The sequence below is a fragment of the Microbacterium jejuense genome (assembly GCF_039544225.1).
Lineage (GTDB): Bacteria > Actinomycetota > Actinomycetes > Actinomycetales > Microbacteriaceae > Microbacterium > Microbacterium jejuense.
Map to the genome: position 1 here is coordinate 147,051 of NZ_BAABLG010000008.1, position 16,645 is coordinate 163,695.

The following is a 16,645-nucleotide window of genomic DNA, read 5'->3' on the forward strand; positions in this document are numbered from 1 at the left end:
CCCGTCACAGGGTGGCGGCGAGCGCGGCGCGATGGCGGTCGAGGGCGTCGCAGCGCTCCGACAGCGAGTACCGCAGCAGCACGACGTCGCCGATCTGACGGGTGTCGGCCAGGCGAGCGCGCCGCGACGCGGTCCACGGGAAGCATCCGGGTCCGACGACACGCGGCGCACCGGCCTCGCCCACGAAGAACGGCGCCACGACGAGCTGCAGCTCATCGACGAGGTCCGCCTCCAGGAACTGCGTCAGCACCCGCCCGCCGCCTTCGACCATCAGCCGCCGGACGCCGCGGTGGGCGCCGAGGTCGTCGAGCAGCGCTGCCATCGTGACGCATTCGCCCAGCCCCACGACGGTGGCGAGGTCACCGAGCCGCGCGCGCAGCGCCGGTGCCGCAGCCGAAGGGCTGTATACGAGCCGGGAGGCCTCGCCCGTCGTGAAGAACGCGGCCTCGGGCGACAGCTCGCCCGAGGCTGTGACAGTGACCTTGATGGGCGACTCGGGCCGGCCGTACGACAGCCGGCGGGCGCGGCGCACGGTGTCGCGCACCAGCAGCCGGGGATCGTCGCGCCGCACCGTCGAGGCGCCGACCATGATCGCGTCGCTGCGGGCGCGCACCTCGTCGACGCGGTCGAGGTCCGCCGCATTCGACATCGCCAGGCGCTGCGGCTCGGCGCTGTCGAGATAGCCGTCGATCGACATCGCACAACTGAGGGTCACGTACGGCCGCTCATTCATCGTGTCCGCCTCTCCCCCGCGGGCCCCCGCCCGCGCCGGCGTGCGGCGCTCCCGTCCGAACGCCGCCCCCACCTCCCGTCTTACTCCGTTCGCTCGTCGCCTGTGCACGCAAGATCGCGGATTCGGCGTGCACAGGTGACGAACGAACGAGGGAGGTGGCGGTGGCCGGAGCGTCCGACGGCGCGACGGCCGCGTGCGCGCGGCGGCGACGGCGCCCCGCCAGCAGCACCACTGCGCCCGGTGCGACAGCGATCAGGGCCAGCACGCCGAAGGCTGTCGAGGTCGCCACGCCGTCGGCGGCCCCCGCTCCGGCCAGCGCGAACGCGGCGCCGGCCGCCGCCTCGCGCGGTCCCCACCCGCCCACATTGATCGGAAGGGCGGATGCCGCCAGCACGACCATCGCGGCCGGCACCAGGCCGACCGGCGCGGCATCGAGCCCGACGGCCAGTCCGGCCACCACGAACAGCGTGACGTGGGCCGCGACGACCGCGATCGACGCCAGCAGGATCGCGACGACGGCGAGCGGGCGGGCGAGCACGGGGCGCAGCATCCGGTACTCCCGCCGCAGCACGCGACGCGCGCGCGGCACGCTCATCGCGACCGCCACGGCCAGCACGACCGCCACGGCGACGACACCGGCGCCCCACACCACCGGCGCGAGCGAGGAGCCGAATCCGAGCGGCAGGACGACCGCGAGCGTCAGGACGAACTGCACGACCTGCCCGAAGACGCGTTCGGCCGCGACGGCGCGGGCGGCGAGCCCGATGCTGTCGCGGGCACTGCCGTGGACGTACGCCCGGTGCACGTCTCCGACGACCCCGCCGGGCAGCACGGCGTTGAGGAACTGCGAACGGTAGTACGCGCCGAACGCCTCACGCCACGGCAGATCGAGGCCGAACCCCGTCGCGACCACGCGCCACCGCCAGGCGGCCGCGGCCGTCGCGACGGCGATCAGCCCGAACGCGGCCAGGATCGACAGCGGCGACACGGCGGCGATACCCTGCAGGAAGGGCCCCACCCCCACCACGATCGCCGTTCCGGCGACGACGGTCACGCCGGCGGCGATCCGCACCGCGGTGCGCGTGCCCCCACGATCCCGCGCGGCGGCAGACTCCACCGCCCCGACCCGCCCCGACCCGGCCGACGCGACGCTCCGTGCGGCGCCTGCCGCATCACCCGCGGCAGTCGTCAGCGCGGCCATGCCAGCACATCCTCGTGTCCGACCTCGACGTGCAGCGTGCCCTCCGCGGCCTGGGACCGACGCCACCTGACATACGTGTCGGCGATGCCGTCGAGCTCGGGGCGCTGCTCGACGGCGGCACCCACCCAGCCCTCGAGCCACGACACGAGGAGCTCCGCGTCCGCCGCGCCGAGTCGCCATGGCGTCGCCTCACGGTGCACGTGCCAGCCGGCCTCGGCGAACCTCAGCCCGAGCACCGGCACGGCCTCGGGCCCCAGCATCCGTCGTCCGTCCGCCTCACGACGCTGATGGTCGTTGAACGCCGCGCCGAACGCGGCGTCATCGGGGTGCGGCGGGTCGAGGGTGACCTGCCCGGTCACCGACAGGCTGAACAGGGCGGGCGCGCGAGCCTCGACGCAGGCGTCGACGATGCGAGCGGCTTCGTCGCGGGTCAGCACGTCCAGCAGAGCGGATGCCGTCACGCCGGCCGCCCCGCGGAACGCTCCGACCGGCAGCAGACCGAGGTGCTCGACCGTCGTGTCGACGAGGACCGGTCGGCCGGCATCGTCGACGACCGACCGGAGATCGAGGTGCTCGAAGATGGCGGCGTCGCCGTCGTGCAGTACCCAGCGCTGCGGGCCGGGCAGCTGCGGCGCGAGCCAGCGGGTCATGGCGCCCGTCCCCGCACCGAGATCGTGCAGCTCGACGGGCGCCGCGGGCAGCAGCTCGGCCAGCGCCGCGGCGAGCACCTGTGAGCGCGACGCGCCGTCCGCGGCCGCGCGCAGAGCGAGCCACGAGGAGGATGCCGTCGAGATCGCGCTCACGTCGGCCCGCTTCGCCCGCTCGGTCCACCGCACGCCGCCTCGAGTGCCCGCGCGACCGCGGCCGTCGCGTCGGCCCAGGTCGGCATCGTCGTGCGCGCGGCCCGGGCCTCGCGGCGCAGCCGTCGTCGCAGCGCGGGGTCGGTCATCCAGGCCTGCAGCGCCGCGGCGAGAGCGCCAGGGTCGTCGGGACGCACCAGGACGGCGCCTCCGCCCGCGACGGTGTCGGGGATGCCGCCGACCGCTGCCGCGACGACAGGGATGCCGCGGGCGCGCGCCTCGGCGATCGCCATGCCCGCGCTCTCGACCCTCGAGGGTGCGACGAGCAGCCCGCCGCGCCGGTACTCCGCGGCGAGCGCCGCGGGTCCGAGCACCCCGGTGAACCGCACGCGACCGCCGAAGCCGGCAGCATCGCTGCGCACCGTCGCGGCGAACTCCGGCGCAGCGTCGGGCGAGCCGACGATCGCGCACGTCCAGTCCAGCCGCGGCAGACGCGCCAGGGCAGCGAGCAGCACGTCCTGCCCCTTGTGCGGTGCGACGACGCCGACGCACAGCCACCTGCCGTCGCGTCCCTCCCCCGCTCCTGCCACCACCGGTTCGTTCGTCGCATATGCACGCGTCTCGGCGGGATCCGCGTGCGTAGACGACGAACGAGCAGAAGACGACGGATCGACGGGAGAGGATGCCGCCACCCCGGGGGCGGCGACCGTCACGCGTGCGGCATCCACGAGCCCCCGGCGCGTGAGCTCGCGCGCCGTCCACTCGCTCGTGACCACGACTCCGTGTGCTGCGGCGAGCACGCGCCTCTCGGCCTCGACGAGCGCCGGCGTCGCGTCGGAGAACGCCGAGGCGACCATGTGCGCGAGCACCACGACGCCGGTGCGCGCGGAAGCCGCCGCGACCTCGGCCGGCGCCCAGCCCGCGACGAGGCCGTCGAGCAGCACCGTGGCGCCCGACGGCAGCTGTCGCAGGGCGAGCGCGGCGGATGCGGCATCCCCCGCCTCCACCGTCGACACCGACCATCCCGCAGCCCCGAGACCCTCGCGCAGGCGGCGGTCGTACACGTTGCCGCCGCTCACGCGCGCGGGATCGTCGAGGCCCTCGGGCACGACGAAGACGACCGGCCGCCCGGTCACAGCGACACCTCGTAGCTCGCCCAGGCGATGTGGGACTCGTGCAGGGTCACGGCGATGCCGGTGAGACGTGAGCCGCCGAAGCCCGAGACGCGCGCGGCCAGCCGGTCGCCGATGATCTGGCACAGCCGCTCGGTGGTGGTGTTGACGCCCTCCAGGTCGGGTTCGTCGTCGAGGTTGCGGTACGACAGCGCGCCGACGATCTCGCGCAGCTCGTCGGCCGCCCATCCGATGTCGACCACGACGCCATGCTCGTCGAGCTCGTCGGCGCGGAACGTGGCGTCGACGACGTAGGTGGCGCCGTGCAGCCGCTGCGCCGGCCCGAAGACGTCGCCGCGCAGGCTGTGGGCGATCATGAGGTGATCGCGGACCGTGACGCCGAAGCCCATCAGGCGCTCCAGTCGATCGTCTCGCACAGCTCTCCGGCCGTGCCGTCGGCAAGGGCGGCAGTGATCTCGGGCAGCCGTCGCCACGAAGACGTCGCGCCGAGCAGCAGGTCGTACGCCGGGTCCTGCAGCAGCCGCAGCGCGAGCGTCAGCCGCTCCCGCGTCGTGTGGCGCGATCGTCGGTTCGACGCCACGGCGCCGACCTGGCTGGACCGGATCGAGAGCCGCCGGGAGTGGAAGTCCCCGCCGAGCTCCAGCGGCACCGCCTTGCCGCCGTACCAGCTGGCGACGACGATCTCGCCGTCGGTGGGCGCGACGCGCAGTGCGTGCTGCAGCCCGGCTCCGCTGCCGCTCGCCTCGATCACGACGTCCGCCTCATCGACAGTGTCGGCGGCGAGCGCGAACCGCGCCCCCAGGCCTTCGACCACCGTCCGCTTCGTCGGATCGACATCGACGACGATCACGTCGGATCCGGGGATGCCGGCGGCCAGGCGTGCGACGGCACAGCCGATCATGCCGGCGCCGATGATCACGACGCGGTCTCCGATCGCCGGAGCCGCATCCCACAGCACGTTGACCGCGGTCTCGACCGCCCCCGCGAGCACCGCCCGCCGCGCGGGAACGCCCTCGGGCACCGCGACCAGCGCGTCGGCGGGCGCGACGAAGCGCGACTGGTGCGGGAACAGCGCGAACACCGTCCGCCCTCGCAGGGCGGGCGGGCCGTGCTCGACGACCCCGACGTTGAGATAGCCGTACTTGACGGGGAACGGGAAGTCGCCGTCCTGGAACGGCGCCCGCATGCGCTCGCGCTCCGAGAGGGGCACCGATCCCTTCGCGATGAGCGACTCGGTGCCGCGGCTGATGCCGGTCCACAGTGTCCGCACCGACGCCTCCCCCGCGTGCACCGCGGGCAGCGGCTCGGTGCGGAACTCGCCCCAGCCCGGGCCGACGGTCCACCACGAGGTGGCGGAAGCCGCTCCCTCGATCTGAACCGAGTCGGGCACCTGCGTCGTGTCACTCGTGAGGACCATGAAGGGAACACGGAGCCCGCATGCGAAAAGTTCACCTGACACCGTGGTGGTGGGCGGCGGCCGGAGTCGCCGCCCTGATCGTCGTGGCGACGGCGGTTCCACTGTCGCCGCTCGCGTGGGCGGCCGGGCTCGCATACCTCGTCGTCTCGTCGCTGCTCGTCTCGCTCGGGCTCCGCAGGCGGCGGGCCACGCGGTTCGGCTCCGCCAACGGCGTGACCGCCACACGCTCGGTGCTGGTCGGCGTGGCGACGGCGCTGGTCGTGGAGTCCTTCTCGGGCGAGGCGGCCACGGTCCTGCTGGTGGCGATCGTCGCGGTGGCCCTCGCCCTCGACGGCGTCGACGGCTACGTCGCGCGACGCACCGGCAGCGTGAGCGAGCTCGGCGCACGCTTCGACATGGAGGTCGACGCCTACCTGCTGCTCGTGCTGAGCGTGTACGACGCGCGGTTCGTCGGGTGGTGGGTGCTCTCGATCGGGCTCATGCGGTACGCGTTCGTGGCGGCGGCGTGGCTGCTGCCCTTCCTCGGCCGCACGCTCCCGTACCGCTACTGGCGCAAGGTCGTGACCGCGGTGTGCGGTGTCGCCCTCACGCTGGTCGCGGCACAGCTGCTGCCTCCCGTGGCGAACCTGCTCGTCGCCGCGGCCGCGCTCGCACTGCTGGTCGAATCGTTCGGCCGCGACGTGATCTGGCTCGTGCGGATGAACCGCGCGGGGACGGATCTCGTGTCCTCTGAGAAGGCCTCGACTCGAGACGAAAGCAGGTAGGACGATGGCACCTCCCACCCCCGCGCTCCGGGTGATGCGGATCCTCAGCGCGCTCGCACTGCTCGCGGCAGGCGGCATCCATCTGTTCCTCGTCTTCGACGGCGTGGGCGGGATCCTCGGCGTGATGTTCGTGCTGAACGCCGTCGGCGCACTCGTCCTCGCGATCGGGATGCTGTTCCTGCAGGGCCGATGGCTGCAGCTGGCGACAGTGCTCAGCCTGCTGTTCCTCATCGCGACGCTGCTGGCGCTGATCCTCGCGCTGACCGTCGGGCTGTTCGGGATCACCGAGACGTGGGACTTCACGCTCGTGCCCGAGACGATCATCGTCGAGTCGATCGGCATCGTGATCTTGGGCGTCACGACGGTGCTCGTCCTGCGCCCGAAGCCGGTGGCGGCCGCCTAGCACCGCTCCCCAGACACTTCAACCCCCGCCGCCGCGGCGGGGTCCGACGCTTAGCGTCAAGAAAGAGACGACCGCACCGGTCGAACGCCCGAAGGGGGCGAACCCATGATCGACATGAAGGATGCCGCCCACAGCGGCCGCTACATCCCCACGACCACGCACGGCGAATGGGGCACGGGTCACCCGCGGCTCATCGTCTCGGGCGGGGATCACTTCGAGTTCCCGCTCAACGCCGATCGGGTCACGATCGGCTCCGGAGCGGACGCGGACCTCCGCGTCGACGGCACCGAGACCCGGCACGCCGAGATCCGCCACGACGACGGCGACGAGTATCTCCTGCTGACGTACGCGAAGACCGAGACCAACGCCAGACCCGAGCCGAGGGACTCGCTCGACGGGGCCGAAGCCATCGTCCTGCGCTCGGGCGCGCAGTTCCGGATGGGCCAGTGGCGCTTCACGTTCGCCCGCGACGAGTATGCCGATCACGGCCGTCCGTACGGCGGCCGTCAGGGTGGCGAGATGTCTGACCAGCCCGTGCAGCCGGCGCGCCCCGACTACGCCGAGAACAGCGCGCACGCGCACGATGCCGAGCACCGGCGTGAATCCACGCGGAGCCCCGGCGACACCGGGGACGCGCGCGACATCAAGCCCGACCGGGCCTGAGTCCGCGACCTGACGCGGTCAGTCCTCGTCGCCGCCGTCGCCGTCGGCGTCCGCGTCCGGATCGACGAGCACCTCATCGACCAGAAGGATGCCGCCCGATGTGTTCGCCGAGTGGGCGAGCTTGTCGATCCAGGCGCGACTGAGCTCCGGAGGCTCAGCGTCGTCGAAGACGAACATGAGCGGGATCGACGGATGCAGCCAGATCGTCGAGCGCCCGCCAGGACCTTCGTCGGGGTGCTGCCACGACAGCGTGAAACTCTCGTTGCGGCGCAGCTTGGTGGCGATCACCACCTTCAGATGCGCGAGCGCCCGGTCCTCGATGTGGATGGGCACATCCTGCGCGCCGTAGTAGAGAGTTCCCATACGAGGGACGCTACCCTCTGCGGGTTCTTTCGACGTCATCGGGTTTCCTCCTCGGTGGGATCGTTCTGCGCGCCGGTCGACGGCTCGAACGGCGCACGCGCGGCGGACGCGTTCTCGTGGGCACTCTCCGGCTCGCCGTCGTCCGTGAGCTCCCCGTCCTCCGGTCCCGGCGATGGCGTGTCTTTCGCGCGCGCGGAGCGGCCGCTGCCGTGCTCCACATGTGAGGGCAGCGAGCCCTGGTTGTCGACGTCGCTCATGACCACCCCCGGGTGCCGCGTTGTCTCCAGTTCGCACGCTAGGCGTCGGAGCCGCGCGTCAGCGAGGGCCTTGACAGCGCCGTCCCGCCTGTCTACCGGGCTGCCGATCATGGGCCGCTGACGCTGCGGCGGTCCGGCGCGCGATGCCGCGCGCGCCGAGGCTAGGCTGACGGTGGGCGTCCGCAGTCCCCGCTCGGCGGACGCCGGGGAGGATGTCATGGGTCGTTTGACGTATGAGGGGTCGGTCCGCCTCGATGTGGACGACCGCACGCTCACCCATCTCGCCGTGGTGATCAGCGACAAGTTGCGCAGGGCGGAGTCGTTCCCGCTCACGTGGCGGAACGATCCGTCCACCGGCGATGGCCGCACGATGATCTGGGTGCATCCCGGATCGTCGCTGGTCTTCGAGTATTCGGGCAGCCGCCGCCCCGCGCTGAACCGCACCTGGCTCGAGGCGCTCGCGATCGTCGCGAATTCCCCCGAGGGCCTGCACATCATCCCCGAGCCCGCCGACGAGGGCATCCCCGACGTGATGGTCGAGCCCGCGGGCACCGCCTGACGCCGCGGGCGCTCAGACGGCGGTGAGGATCGCCTCGCGCTGCGCCAGCAGCGTGCCGATTCGCGTCGAGGTCTCTGCAGCGACGGTGGCGAGGTGCTCGGCGAGCTGAGTGAGGCGGTCGTCCAGTCTCTCGGCGCTCGCTCGGGCTTCGGAGATGCGGTCCATCACCATCCAGTCGCTGAGGATGTTGTCGAACAGCACGTCGAACACCGCCAGGGTGTCAGAGATCTCGACGCCGTCGACGGTCGAGCCGCCGAGGTCCGCGAGCTCGGTGGAAAGCCGTTCGAGTGCCCGATTCACCTCGGTGAAGCCATCGGTGGCCTCGCTGAGGTTCGAGTGCTTGATCATGTCCGCGACGAAACCGCCGCCGAAGAAGGTGTCGTATGTCGACCAGCCTCCCGCGCTGTCCAGCCGCTGGAGCGCTTCGTCCAAGGCCGCCTTCGCGGCGCGCAGCGCGTCGACAGCCTCCGCGATCTCACGTCGACGCGCCGCCGCCACGCCCAGCTGGTCGGCGATCGTGGTCAGTTCTGCCGCGTCACGACCACCGGTCGCGCGCAGGGCGACCTCATAGGCGGCCAGTGCCGCGCCGTATTCGCCGTCTGCTCCGTGGAGGCCGTCGCGTTCGCCGCGGAGTCGGGTGGTGTCGGCGAGCGAACTGTCGAGCCGCGCCTGTGCACCGGCGACCGCGAGCCCGGCGGCATCCGCCTCGGCGCGTTCGATGACGAGGCGATCGGCGGCGTCTCCGCGCAGCGTCGCCCAGATCTTCGTCGGCGACAGCTTCTCCAGCCGGCGGACATCGGACTGCTCGATCCGCAGTCTCTGCTGCAACTCGGCCAGCTCGCCGCGCCGCGACTCCACGAGCGCCCCCGCGGCATCGAGCTGGACACCGAGTCGACGATGACGGGCACGGGCCTCGGCGGCAGCGCGGACGCCCTCGGCGAGCGCAGCCAGATCAGGTTCGGTCACCAAGCCACTGTGTCACGTCTGCGTCGCCGCCGACTCCCGAAGGAAGGGCCGCCCTCGGTGCGCCTGTCACCGCGACGACGCAGAACGCTCCACGACGACGTCGCGCTGCGGGCCGTAGTGCAGCGGAGACGCGACGAAGGCGACCACGGCGACCAGCGCGAGCGCCGAGACGATCACGCAGACGCGGGTCATGACCGCGGACGTGCGCGCGCCCGACCTCCGACGGACGAGTGCGAAGATCCCCCAGCCGGCGAGCGCCCCGGCCGTGTTGACGATGAGGTCCGTGGTGTCGAAGCTCCCGGTCGAGATGAGATGCTGCACCGTCTCCAGCACAAGACTGGCGACCAGCGCGGCTGCTCCGGCCCTGACCCACGACCAGGCCGGCACGAGCGCCCCGACGAACAGGCCGAACGGCACGAAGAGCACGAGGTTGATCAGCAGCTCGGTGGGCGCGCTCGCTCCCGCGTCTCCGCTCGATACGAAGGGCACCAGCTTGATCGGCCGGGCCAGGCCCGCAGCGTCACCGCCCCAGGGAACCTCGAGCTTCCACAGCACGACCCATGCCAGCAGCGCGAGGTAGACGACGAACGCGACGATGAGGATGCCGCGGCTGCGACGCGAAGGATGCCTGGCCGGAGTGGTCACAGGGCATTCTCTCGCGAGACCCTCTGAAGGCACCGAACCCCGGTCGAGCAGTGGTCCCGCGGCGTCCCACCAACGACAAAACCCCCGGAATCCCGGGGGTTTCATTCTGTAGCAGGAGCGGGGCTTGAACCCGCGACCTCACGATTATGAGTCGTGCGCTCTCACCAACTGAGCTACCCTGCCGCACGCATCCGCGGTCGTGATGACGGATGTTGCGAGCCCCGAGTCAGGATTGAACTGACGACCCCTTCCTTACCATGGAAGTGCTCTGCCACTGAGCTATCGGGGCGTGCTGCCTGCAAGCAGGCAACTAGAAGAGGATACCAGAGCCGCGGCCCCCTTCCGAACCGAGTCACCCCACGGTGTGGGTCCCGTCGGTGTACGTCTGCAGCCACGGCCACGGGTCGATCGGCGTGGTGCCGTTCTTCCAGATCTCGAAGTGCGTGTGGGCGCCGAACGAGCGCCCGGTGTTGCCGGTGCGGCCGATGATGGTGCCCACGGTGACGTGCTGGCCGGCGACGACCTGGAGCGAGCCGTACTGCATGTGCGCGTAGTGGCTCGACACGAGCTCGCCGTCGACGATGTGGTCGATCACGACGTGCACGCCGTAGGCTCCGCCCGACTCCGACGCGATGCGCACGGTGCCGTCGGCGATCGCCTGGACGGGCGAGCCGGCGCCGGGAGTGAAGTCGATGCCCTCGTGCATGCGACCCGACCGCATCCCGAACCCGTACGACATCGTCACGCCGACCGAGAACGGCCATTGGATGTTCGAGTTGGGGTCGTTGTGGAACAGGTTCGAGAAGTTGCGGATGCCGGCTTCGGACGCCAGCTGGGCGGTCGTGGTCGTCCCGTAGTTCTCGGTGCGGTTGAGCTGGTCGCTCTGCACGTCGCCCGGCGCGACATACGCCTGGATCTCGGACGCGTCCAGCGCGCCGCCGACATCGCCCGGCGCCATGACCGACAGCGTGGACTCGGTGCCGTTGACCGCGGCCACGGCCTCGACGGGAGTCGTCATGCCGACGGCGATCAGTCCCACGACGCCGAACACGCCGATCGAGAAGGATGCGGTCGCCACACGCCGGAAGGCGGAGCCGCGACGGGTCTGCGCGACGCGAGGCGCGGTGTGCTGCGGGGCCTGCTCGGGTGCGGGTTCGGCGGCGGACGGAGCGGCAGCCGACTGCGTCGGCGTCTCGCCCGTGAACGAGAACAGGCGTGCGGCTGCGGCGAACTCGTCGACACCGGGGGCCGCAGGTGCGGGGATCGGCCCGGTCAGCGGCTCGATGCGCTCCGTGCGCGGACGCTCGGCCCGCACGCGCTCCCCCGCGGACTTCGGCTGCGGAGACGCGACAGGCTCTGCCGCCGGCTCGGGCGTGCGCGTCGGCTCTGCCACTGGAGCCGCCGCACGGACCGGCTCAGCCGCCGGCGTCGCCTTCGGCTCGGCAGCCGGCGTCGCCTTCGGCTCGGCAGCCGGGGTCGTCTTCGGCTCGGGCGCGCGCACCGGCTCGGGTGCGGGAGCCGCAACCACGGGCTCGGGCCGCGCTGCCTGCTCCGGGACGACGGGGGCAACGGGCTCGATCACGACGGGAGCCGGCGCGGGAACCGCGGCGGCGTCGACGGCCATGAGCCTCGCAAGCGTCTCGGCCATCCAGTCCGACGGCGCCGCGGGCTCCGCCGGAGCGGCGACCGGCGCAGCCTCGACCGGCGCCGGAGCGGCCTCGACGGTGGGAGCGAGGAGTTCGAAGGGCTCAGCGGGAGCGAGCACGGTCTCGCGCAGCGGCGTCGGCTCGTTGCGCGACATCACCTCGGCCTCGAACGCGGCAGCAGGCCGGACGGGCTCGGCGGGAGCGACCGCCGCGATCGGCGGCACAGCGACGACCGGCTGCTCGCCCGGCTGACCGCGACGTGCGCGACGGCTCAGCTGCTCAGTGGTGCCGGCGGAGGAAGAAGCGGATGCCGCAGCCACCGGCTTCACCGGCGCCACAGGTGCGACGGCCTCGACGACGGGGGTCGATGCGACGGGCAGTGAGAAGGGTGCGGGCGCCGGAACCTCGGGGACGGAGGCGACCGGAGCGGCAGGGTCCACCGGCTCTGCCGGGACGGCGGGCGTCACCGGCGCGGCAGTGGACGGAGCGGCCGCGGGCTGCCCAACGGGCGGGGTGGCGGCATCCACGCGCTTGAGCTCTGCAGCGCGACCCCAGACGACCGCGGGACGCTCGGGAGTGCTGCCGGCCGCCTGGCGCCGCGCAGTGGCGCGGCCGCTCGGGGTCTCCGGCGTCGCCTGGGCAGGCGTGGCGGCGGAGCGGCTGGAACGGCGCGTGGGCGCAGAGTCAGCCTGGGGAGCGTCAAAAGGCAAAGCGGCGGGGGGCTCTCGGGTCGTGCCGCGAGGGGGGTGTACGCGGCAAGGCGGTCGTTCGGGCTATGACCACCTTCGCCGTTCGGGCGGCGAAGGTAACGATCGGGTAAACGCTACACCGGAGGCCCTGGGAATGCCATGTGCGGCTCGGATTTTATGCGTGTCGCTTCGTGAGGATTCGATGAGACCCACGCTCACACGAGTCCCGCGGCCGCGGCGAGACTGTCGAAGATCGCCGGGGTCGCGGCGACGATGAGCGGCGAGCGCGCCGATCCGTCGGGCTGATTGCGGCCGTATCGTCCGCCGGCCTCGGTCACGAGCAGCGAGCCGGCGGCGAGGTCCCACGGCGCGAGCCCGCGCTCGAAGTAGCCGTCCAGGCGCCCGGCCGCGACGTACGCGTGATCGAGCGCCGCCGAGCCGCTGCGACGAAGGTCGCGGGCGACCAGCGGCATGACGTGGGCGATGAGCTCCAGGTCGCCGGGCCGCGTGGCGGGGTCGTAGCCGAAGCCGGTGGCCAGCAGGGCCCCCGCGGGTCCGACCTCAGGGTTGACCGCCAGCCGCCGACCGTCGAGCCACGCGCCCTCGCCGCGTGCGGCGCGGAACATCTCCCCCGCGACCGGCGCGTACACGGCTCCCGCGACCGCCTCCCAGGCTTCGGGCGTCGGCTGGCCGGTCACGGCCGCGATGCTCACCGAATACTGTGGGATGCCGTACGCATAGTTGACGGTGCCGTCGATCGGGTCGACCACCCACGTGATGTCGGACGTGCCGCGCTCGGCCCCGGTCTCCTCCCCCAGGAACCCGTCCTCGGGGCGCTCGGCCGCGAGCCGCGCACGGATCAATGCCTCGACCTCGCGGTCGGCCTCCGTGACGATGTCGGCCAGCGCGGACTTGGTCGCCGCGATGGCGACGCCGGCGTCCCGCCGGGTGCGGGCCAGTTCGCCCGCCTCTCGGGCGATGTCGACGGCGAGGGCTTCGAGCTCAGAGACGAGGGTCATGCCTCCACGCTATGCCTCCGGCGTGAACGCCGGGTCACGGCTGCTGCGTCGGGAGCGGGGGTGGCGGCGGGTATCCCTCGTATCCGGATGCCGCACCGGGCGCCTGAGGCGCGACGGGAGCCTGCGGCGCAATGGGAGCCTGCGGCGCAATGGGAGCCTGCGGCGCGACGGGCGCCTGAGCCGGTGCCGCGGCCGCCGGGGCGGGAGCCGGCGCCGGCCACTGCGGAGCAGCCTGCGGCGCCTCGACCTGCGGCGCGAGCGGAGCGAACACGTGGGCGCCCGGGGTCGGGTGGCCCGTGTAGTACGCGTTCCAGTCGGGCGAGCCGTCGGGCAGCATCGGCAGGGGCGTCACGGCGTCGATGTAGGTCGGCCAGGGCAGCAGCTCGGCGTGACCGGCCGGCTGTGCGCCATAGGCAGCCGCATGCACCCGGGGCTTCTTCGGCGCGAACAGCACGTTGACCAGCGGCACCAGGGCCGTGCCCACGGCGGCGAGGATCGCGACGGCCACGGTGATGCGCCAGTACAGCTCGGCCAGGTTCAGCCACTCCGCGAAGGCGAGCGGGATGATCAGCAGCGCGGCCAGGGCGACGACGAGAGAGATCGTGGCGATCGTCACGACCCGTGTGAAGGTCGTCTCGTACCGGTGGAACGCCTTGAGGAACAGTCGCACGTGCAGCAGCACGAGCTGCAGGATCAGGACGATCAGCAGGAACTGGATGAACCGGGTGACGCCGAGCCACGGGAACCGGCTCGGCATCCAGATCATGATCGCGCCGAGCAGCAGCGCGATGATCCAGCTGCCGAGGCTCGCCAGCGCGTACCAGGCAGGACGTGACGGAGCGAGGTGCGCGTCGAGGATCGCGACGCCTGCGAACGCCACGAGCAGCAGGATCGTGAGGAACGCGCGCCCGACGATGCCGTTCTGCGAGCCGACGAGCACCCAGACCACGCACACCAGAGCGGCGGCGATGAGGGCGCCGATCGCGACCCAGATCGCGGCACGCAGCAGCGGCGAGATCGCGTTCTCCGAGCGGGCGGGCTGAGCCGGCGCATAAGGAGACGTCGCATACGGATCGGGCACGGTCATGGCGTTCCTCTCGTGTCACGGACCGACGGCCCGCTTCCCCAATCCTGACACGCTGACGCAGCGCGTGCAGAGGAGGACCGTCAGCCCTGCGCCCTCCCGAGCCCCTCGACGAGCTCGGCGCCCGGGAGGGCCAGCAGCGCGCTGCCGGGGAGGAAGAGCTTGCTGCCGCGGATTCCGCCGCCGAGCACCACCTCAGGCGCAACCGCGACCGCGGCGTCGACGAGGATCGGCCAGCCTGCGGGCAGACCGATCGGGGTGATACCGCCGAACTCCATGCCGGTGAGGTCGACAGCCTCGTCCATCGGCGCGAAGGAGGCCGTGCGCACGTCCAGCCGGCGGCGGACCACGCCGTTGATGTCGGCGCGGGTCGTCGCGAGCACCATGCACGCCGCGAACCTCGTGTCACCGCCGCGCTTCCCCTTCACGACGACGCAGTTCGCCGAGGCCTCGGGCGCCACGCCGTAGCGCTCGCAGAACACGGCGGTGTCGGCGAGGTCCGCGTCGATCGGCGCGACCCCGATTGTCGCGGCGACCTCGGGGGCGAGCCGCGCGAGCGCGTCGGCGACGGGCGCGGCCACGAGGTCGGGGCGGGTGAGCGCGGGTACGGCGGCAAGGATTCCGGTGGCCGTCCAGTTCATGGGTTCACGGTAGCGGGCGCGGCTAGCATGAGCCGATGCAGAGCGCACCGTCGCGCGACGTCGATGTCGCGATCGTCGGCGGCGGGCACAACGCCCTCGTCGCCGCCGCCTACCTCGCCCGCTCCGGCCACCGCGTGGTGGTGCTGGAGCGACGGGACCACGTGGGCGGGGCGGCCGTCTCGGAGCGGCCCTGGCCCGGCGTCGACGCGCGCGTGTCGCGATACTCGTACCTGGTCAGCCTGCTGCCTCGCCGCATCATCGACGACCTGGGGCTCGACATCCGGCTGCGCCGGCGGCGGATCTCGTCATACACGCCCGATCCCGCCGCACCCGAGCGCGGGCTGCTGGTCGACACGGCCGATCCGGGCGCCACCGCGGCGTCCTTCGCCCGGACGACCGGCGACGACCGCGAGGCGGCGCGGTTCGCCGCCTTCTACGAACGGCTCGCTCCCCTCGCACGGGCGGTGTTCCCCACGATGACCGCGCCGCTGCCGCGCGGGGCAGACGTGCGCTCGGCGGTCGGCGACGACGCCCTGTGGGACGCCGTCGTGGCGCGGCCGCTCGGCGCGCACCTGCGCGCCTCGCTGCGCACCGACCTCGCCCGTGGAGTCGCGCTGACCGATGCGCTCATCGGCACCTTCGCCACCGCCGACGATCCGTCGCTGCGGCAGAACCGCTGCTTCCTGTACCACGTGATCGGCGGCGGCACCGGCGACTGGGACGTGCCTGTCGGTGGCATGGGCCAGGTCTCGGGTGCCCTACGCGATGCGGCGCTGCGCGCGGGCGCCGAGCTCGTCACCGGCGCGGAGGTCACCGCGATCAGCCCCGACGGCGAGGTGTCGATCGGCGACGGCGAGGCGATCGTCCGCGCCCGGCTCGTCCTGAGCGGCGTCGGCGAGGCGGTGCTGAAGAGACTGGTGGATGCCGCCGCCCCCGGCTCTTCCACGGCCGAGTCCGCCGCTCCCGAGGGCGCCCAGCTCAAGGTCAACATGCTGCTCTCGCGACTGCCACGTCTGCGTGACACCTCGGTGGACGCGGCTGTCGCCTTCGCGGGCACGTTCCACATCAACGAGACGATGACCCAGCTCGACCGGGCCCACGCCGACGCCACCGCAGGTCGTGTGCCCTCGCCGCTGCCGGCCGAGGTGTACTGCCACTCGCTCACCGACCCATCGATCCTCGGCGGCGCGCTGCGCGCGTCGGGCGCCCAGACGCTCACGCTGTTCGGGCTCCAGGTGCCGCATCGGCTGCTCGCGGACGCCGACCCGGACGCCCGCCGGGCCGAGCTGCTGGCCGCGGCCGAGGCGAGCCTGGACGCGATGCTCGCCGAACCGCTGCGCGACGTGCTGTTCCGCACACCCGAGGGCGAGCCGTGCGTCGAGGCGCGCACGACTCTCGACCTGGAGCAGTCGCTCGGCATGGCCGGCGGCGACATCTTCCACGGCGGCCTCGACTGGCCATGGGCCGGCGACGACGATCCGCTGGACTCCCCCGCCCGCGCGTGGGGCGTCGACACCGAGCACGACCGCATCCTGCTGTGCGGGTCGAGCGCCCGCCGCGGCGGCGCCGTCAGCGGCATCGGCGGCCACAACGCCGCGATGGCCGCGCGGGAGCTACTGGCCCGCTGATCGCGCACTGCCCAGAAACCACGAAACGCCCCAC

At 72.7% G+C, this 16,645-nt stretch carries 19 protein-coding genes and 2 tRNA genes; 5 read left to right on the forward strand and 16 right to left on the reverse strand.

Features of this window, described 5'->3' with window-relative positions; genetic code table 11:
* Positions 1 to 4: 4 nt before the first annotated feature.
* The 6 genes from ABEA46_RS13370 to ABEA46_RS13395 are packed head-to-tail and all read right to left on the reverse strand — an operon-like array spanning position 5 to position 5,284.
* A complete protein-coding gene (locus tag ABEA46_RS13370) occupies positions 5 to 733 on the reverse strand; it encodes a RibD family protein (RefSeq protein WP_345545047.1) in 729 nt (242 codons plus the stop codon).
* Positions 726 to 1,934 (reverse strand): lysylphosphatidylglycerol synthase transmembrane domain-containing protein, encoded by a 1,209-nt coding sequence (locus tag ABEA46_RS13375; protein WP_345545048.1) that lies wholly within the window; start codon positions 1,932 to 1,934, stop codon positions 726 to 728. Before ABEA46_RS13375 ends, ABEA46_RS13370 begins: the two co-directional genes overlap by 8 nt.
* Positions 1,922 to 2,737 (reverse strand): SAM-dependent methyltransferase, encoded by an 816-nt coding sequence (locus ABEA46_RS13380; protein ID WP_345545049.1) that lies wholly within the window; start codon positions 2,735 to 2,737, stop codon positions 1,922 to 1,924. Before ABEA46_RS13380 ends, ABEA46_RS13375 begins: the two co-directional genes overlap by 13 nt.
* A complete protein-coding gene (locus ABEA46_RS13385; protein WP_345545050.1) occupies positions 2,734 to 3,870 on the reverse strand; it encodes a glycosyltransferase family 4 protein in 1,137 nt (378 codons plus the stop codon). The genes ABEA46_RS13380 and ABEA46_RS13385 overlap by 4 nt, the downstream gene beginning before the upstream one ends.
* Positions 3,867 to 4,283, reverse strand: coding sequence for a 6-pyruvoyl trahydropterin synthase family protein (locus ABEA46_RS13390; protein WP_345545051.1), 417 nt, complete (start codon positions 4,281 to 4,283; stop codon positions 3,867 to 3,869). The genes ABEA46_RS13385 and ABEA46_RS13390 overlap by 4 nt, the downstream gene beginning before the upstream one ends.
* Complete coding sequence (locus ABEA46_RS13395) at positions 4,256 to 5,284, reverse strand: zinc-dependent alcohol dehydrogenase (protein WP_345545052.1); 1,029 nt, start codon at positions 5,282 to 5,284, stop codon at positions 4,256 to 4,258. The genes ABEA46_RS13390 and ABEA46_RS13395 overlap by 28 nt, the downstream gene beginning before the upstream one ends.
* Positions 5,285 to 5,304: 20 nt before the next feature.
* On the opposite strand from ABEA46_RS13395, the gene ABEA46_RS13400 reads away from it, so the two are divergent.
* The 3 genes from ABEA46_RS13400 to ABEA46_RS13410 all read left to right on the forward strand — a co-directional run bounded on the left by ABEA46_RS13400 (position 5,305) and on the right by ABEA46_RS13410 (position 7,114).
* A complete protein-coding gene (locus ABEA46_RS13400; protein WP_345545053.1) occupies positions 5,305 to 6,048 on the forward strand; it encodes a CDP-alcohol phosphatidyltransferase family protein in 744 nt (247 codons plus the stop codon).
* A 4-nt stretch (positions 6,049 to 6,052) separates the two neighbouring features.
* Positions 6,053 to 6,451, forward strand: coding sequence for a hypothetical protein (locus ABEA46_RS13405; RefSeq protein WP_345545054.1), 399 nt, complete (start codon positions 6,053 to 6,055; stop codon positions 6,449 to 6,451).
* A gap of 105 nt (positions 6,452 to 6,556) precedes the next feature.
* A complete protein-coding gene (locus ABEA46_RS13410; RefSeq protein WP_345545055.1) occupies positions 6,557 to 7,114 on the forward strand; it encodes an FHA domain-containing protein in 558 nt (185 codons plus the stop codon).
* Positions 7,115 to 7,132: 18 nt separating this feature from the next.
* On the opposite strand, the gene ABEA46_RS13415 is transcribed toward ABEA46_RS13410, so the two are convergent.
* Both ABEA46_RS13415 and ABEA46_RS13420 read right to left on the reverse strand, forming a co-directional pair.
* Positions 7,133 to 7,477, reverse strand: coding sequence for a DUF7882 family protein (locus ABEA46_RS13415; RefSeq protein ID WP_345545056.1), 345 nt, complete (start codon positions 7,475 to 7,477; stop codon positions 7,133 to 7,135).
* A 35-nt stretch (positions 7,478 to 7,512) separates the two neighbouring features.
* Positions 7,513 to 7,734, reverse strand: a complete 222-nt coding sequence (locus tag ABEA46_RS13420) for a hypothetical protein (protein ID WP_345545057.1) — start codon at positions 7,732 to 7,734, stop codon at positions 7,513 to 7,515.
* Positions 7,735 to 7,951: 217 nt separating this feature from the next.
* On the opposite strand from ABEA46_RS13420, the gene ABEA46_RS13425 reads away from it, so the two are divergent.
* Positions 7,952 to 8,293 (forward strand): DUF7882 family protein, encoded by a 342-nt coding sequence (locus tag ABEA46_RS13425; protein WP_345545058.1) that lies wholly within the window; start codon positions 7,952 to 7,954, stop codon positions 8,291 to 8,293.
* 12 nt (positions 8,294 to 8,305) lie between these two features.
* Here the strand turns inward: ABEA46_RS13425 and ABEA46_RS13430 are convergent, their stop codons facing one another.
* The 8 genes from ABEA46_RS13430 to ABEA46_RS13465 form a co-directional block, all read right to left on the reverse strand.
* Positions 8,306 to 9,259: a hypothetical protein gene (locus ABEA46_RS13430; RefSeq protein ID WP_345545059.1), complete on the reverse strand. Its 954-nt coding sequence runs from the start codon at positions 9,257 to 9,259 to the stop codon at positions 8,306 to 8,308.
* 66 nt (positions 9,260 to 9,325) lie between these two features.
* Positions 9,326 to 9,904: a VanZ family protein gene (locus tag ABEA46_RS13435; RefSeq protein WP_345545060.1), complete on the reverse strand. Its 579-nt coding sequence runs from the start codon at positions 9,902 to 9,904 to the stop codon at positions 9,326 to 9,328.
* Between the two features lie 109 nt (positions 9,905 to 10,013).
* Positions 10,014 to 10,087, reverse strand: a tRNA-Met gene (locus tag ABEA46_RS13440).
* 34 nt (positions 10,088 to 10,121) lie between these two features.
* Positions 10,122 to 10,193, reverse strand: a tRNA-Thr gene (locus ABEA46_RS13445).
* A 63-nt stretch (positions 10,194 to 10,256) separates the two neighbouring features.
* Positions 10,257 to 12,077 (reverse strand): M23 family metallopeptidase, encoded by a 1,821-nt coding sequence (locus ABEA46_RS13450; RefSeq protein WP_345545061.1) that lies wholly within the window; start codon positions 12,075 to 12,077, stop codon positions 10,257 to 10,259.
* 377 nt (positions 12,078 to 12,454) lie between these two features.
* Complete coding sequence (locus ABEA46_RS13455; protein ID WP_345545062.1) at positions 12,455 to 13,258, reverse strand: inositol monophosphatase family protein; 804 nt, start codon at positions 13,256 to 13,258, stop codon at positions 12,455 to 12,457.
* 34 nt (positions 13,259 to 13,292) lie between these two features.
* Positions 13,293 to 14,345: a hypothetical protein gene (locus ABEA46_RS13460; RefSeq protein WP_345545063.1), complete on the reverse strand. Its 1,053-nt coding sequence runs from the start codon at positions 14,343 to 14,345 to the stop codon at positions 13,293 to 13,295.
* Positions 14,346 to 14,425: 80 nt separating this feature from the next.
* On the reverse strand, positions 14,426 to 14,983 hold the full coding sequence (locus ABEA46_RS13465; RefSeq protein WP_345545064.1) for a YbaK/EbsC family protein: 558 nt from the start codon (positions 14,981 to 14,983) through the stop codon (positions 14,426 to 14,428).
* 35 nt (positions 14,984 to 15,018) lie between these two features.
* On the opposite strand from ABEA46_RS13465, the gene ABEA46_RS13470 reads away from it, so the two are divergent.
* A complete protein-coding gene (locus ABEA46_RS13470; protein WP_345545065.1) occupies positions 15,019 to 16,611 on the forward strand; it encodes a phytoene desaturase family protein in 1,593 nt (530 codons plus the stop codon).
* Positions 16,612 to 16,645 lie beyond the last annotated feature (34 nt).

Bases quoted from the DNA above. Each gene is read 5' to 3' on its own strand.
- ABEA46_RS13405 (WP_345545054.1), top strand. From the start codon at position 6,053: ATGGCACCTCCCACCCCCGCGCTCCGGGTGATGCGGATCCTCAGCGCG.
- ABEA46_RS13400 (WP_345545053.1), top strand. From the start codon at position 5,305: ATGCGAAAAGTTCACCTGACACCGTGGTGGTGGGCGGCGGCCGGAGTC.
- ABEA46_RS13375 (WP_345545048.1), bottom strand. From the start codon at position 1,934: ATGGCCGCGCTGACGACTGCCGCGGGTGATGCGGCAGGCGCCGCACGG.
- ABEA46_RS13470 (WP_345545065.1), top strand. From the start codon at position 15,019: ATGCAGAGCGCACCGTCGCGCGACGTCGATGTCGCGATCGTCGGCGGC.
- ABEA46_RS13410 (WP_345545055.1), top strand. From the start codon at position 6,557: ATGATCGACATGAAGGATGCCGCCCACAGCGGCCGCTACATCCCCACG.
- ABEA46_RS13455 (WP_345545062.1), bottom strand. From the start codon at position 13,258: ATGACCCTCGTCTCTGAGCTCGAAGCCCTCGCCGTCGACATCGCCCGA.
- ABEA46_RS13415 (WP_345545056.1), bottom strand. From the start codon at position 7,477: ATGGGAACTCTCTACTACGGCGCGCAGGATGTGCCCATCCACATCGAG.
- ABEA46_RS13370 (WP_345545047.1), bottom strand. From the start codon at position 733: ATGAATGAGCGGCCGTACGTGACCCTCAGTTGTGCGATGTCGATCGAC.
- ABEA46_RS13395 (WP_345545052.1), bottom strand. From the start codon at position 5,284: ATGGTCCTCACGAGTGACACGACGCAGGTGCCCGACTCGGTTCAGATC.
- ABEA46_RS13420 (WP_345545057.1), bottom strand. From the start codon at position 7,734: ATGAGCGACGTCGACAACCAGGGCTCGCTGCCCTCACATGTGGAGCAC.
- ABEA46_RS13425 (WP_345545058.1), top strand. From the start codon at position 7,952: ATGGGTCGTTTGACGTATGAGGGGTCGGTCCGCCTCGATGTGGACGAC.
- ABEA46_RS13465 (WP_345545064.1), bottom strand. From the start codon at position 14,983: ATGAACTGGACGGCCACCGGAATCCTTGCCGCCGTACCCGCGCTCACC.
- ABEA46_RS13460 (WP_345545063.1), bottom strand. From the start codon at position 14,345: ATGACCGTGCCCGATCCGTATGCGACGTCTCCTTATGCGCCGGCTCAG.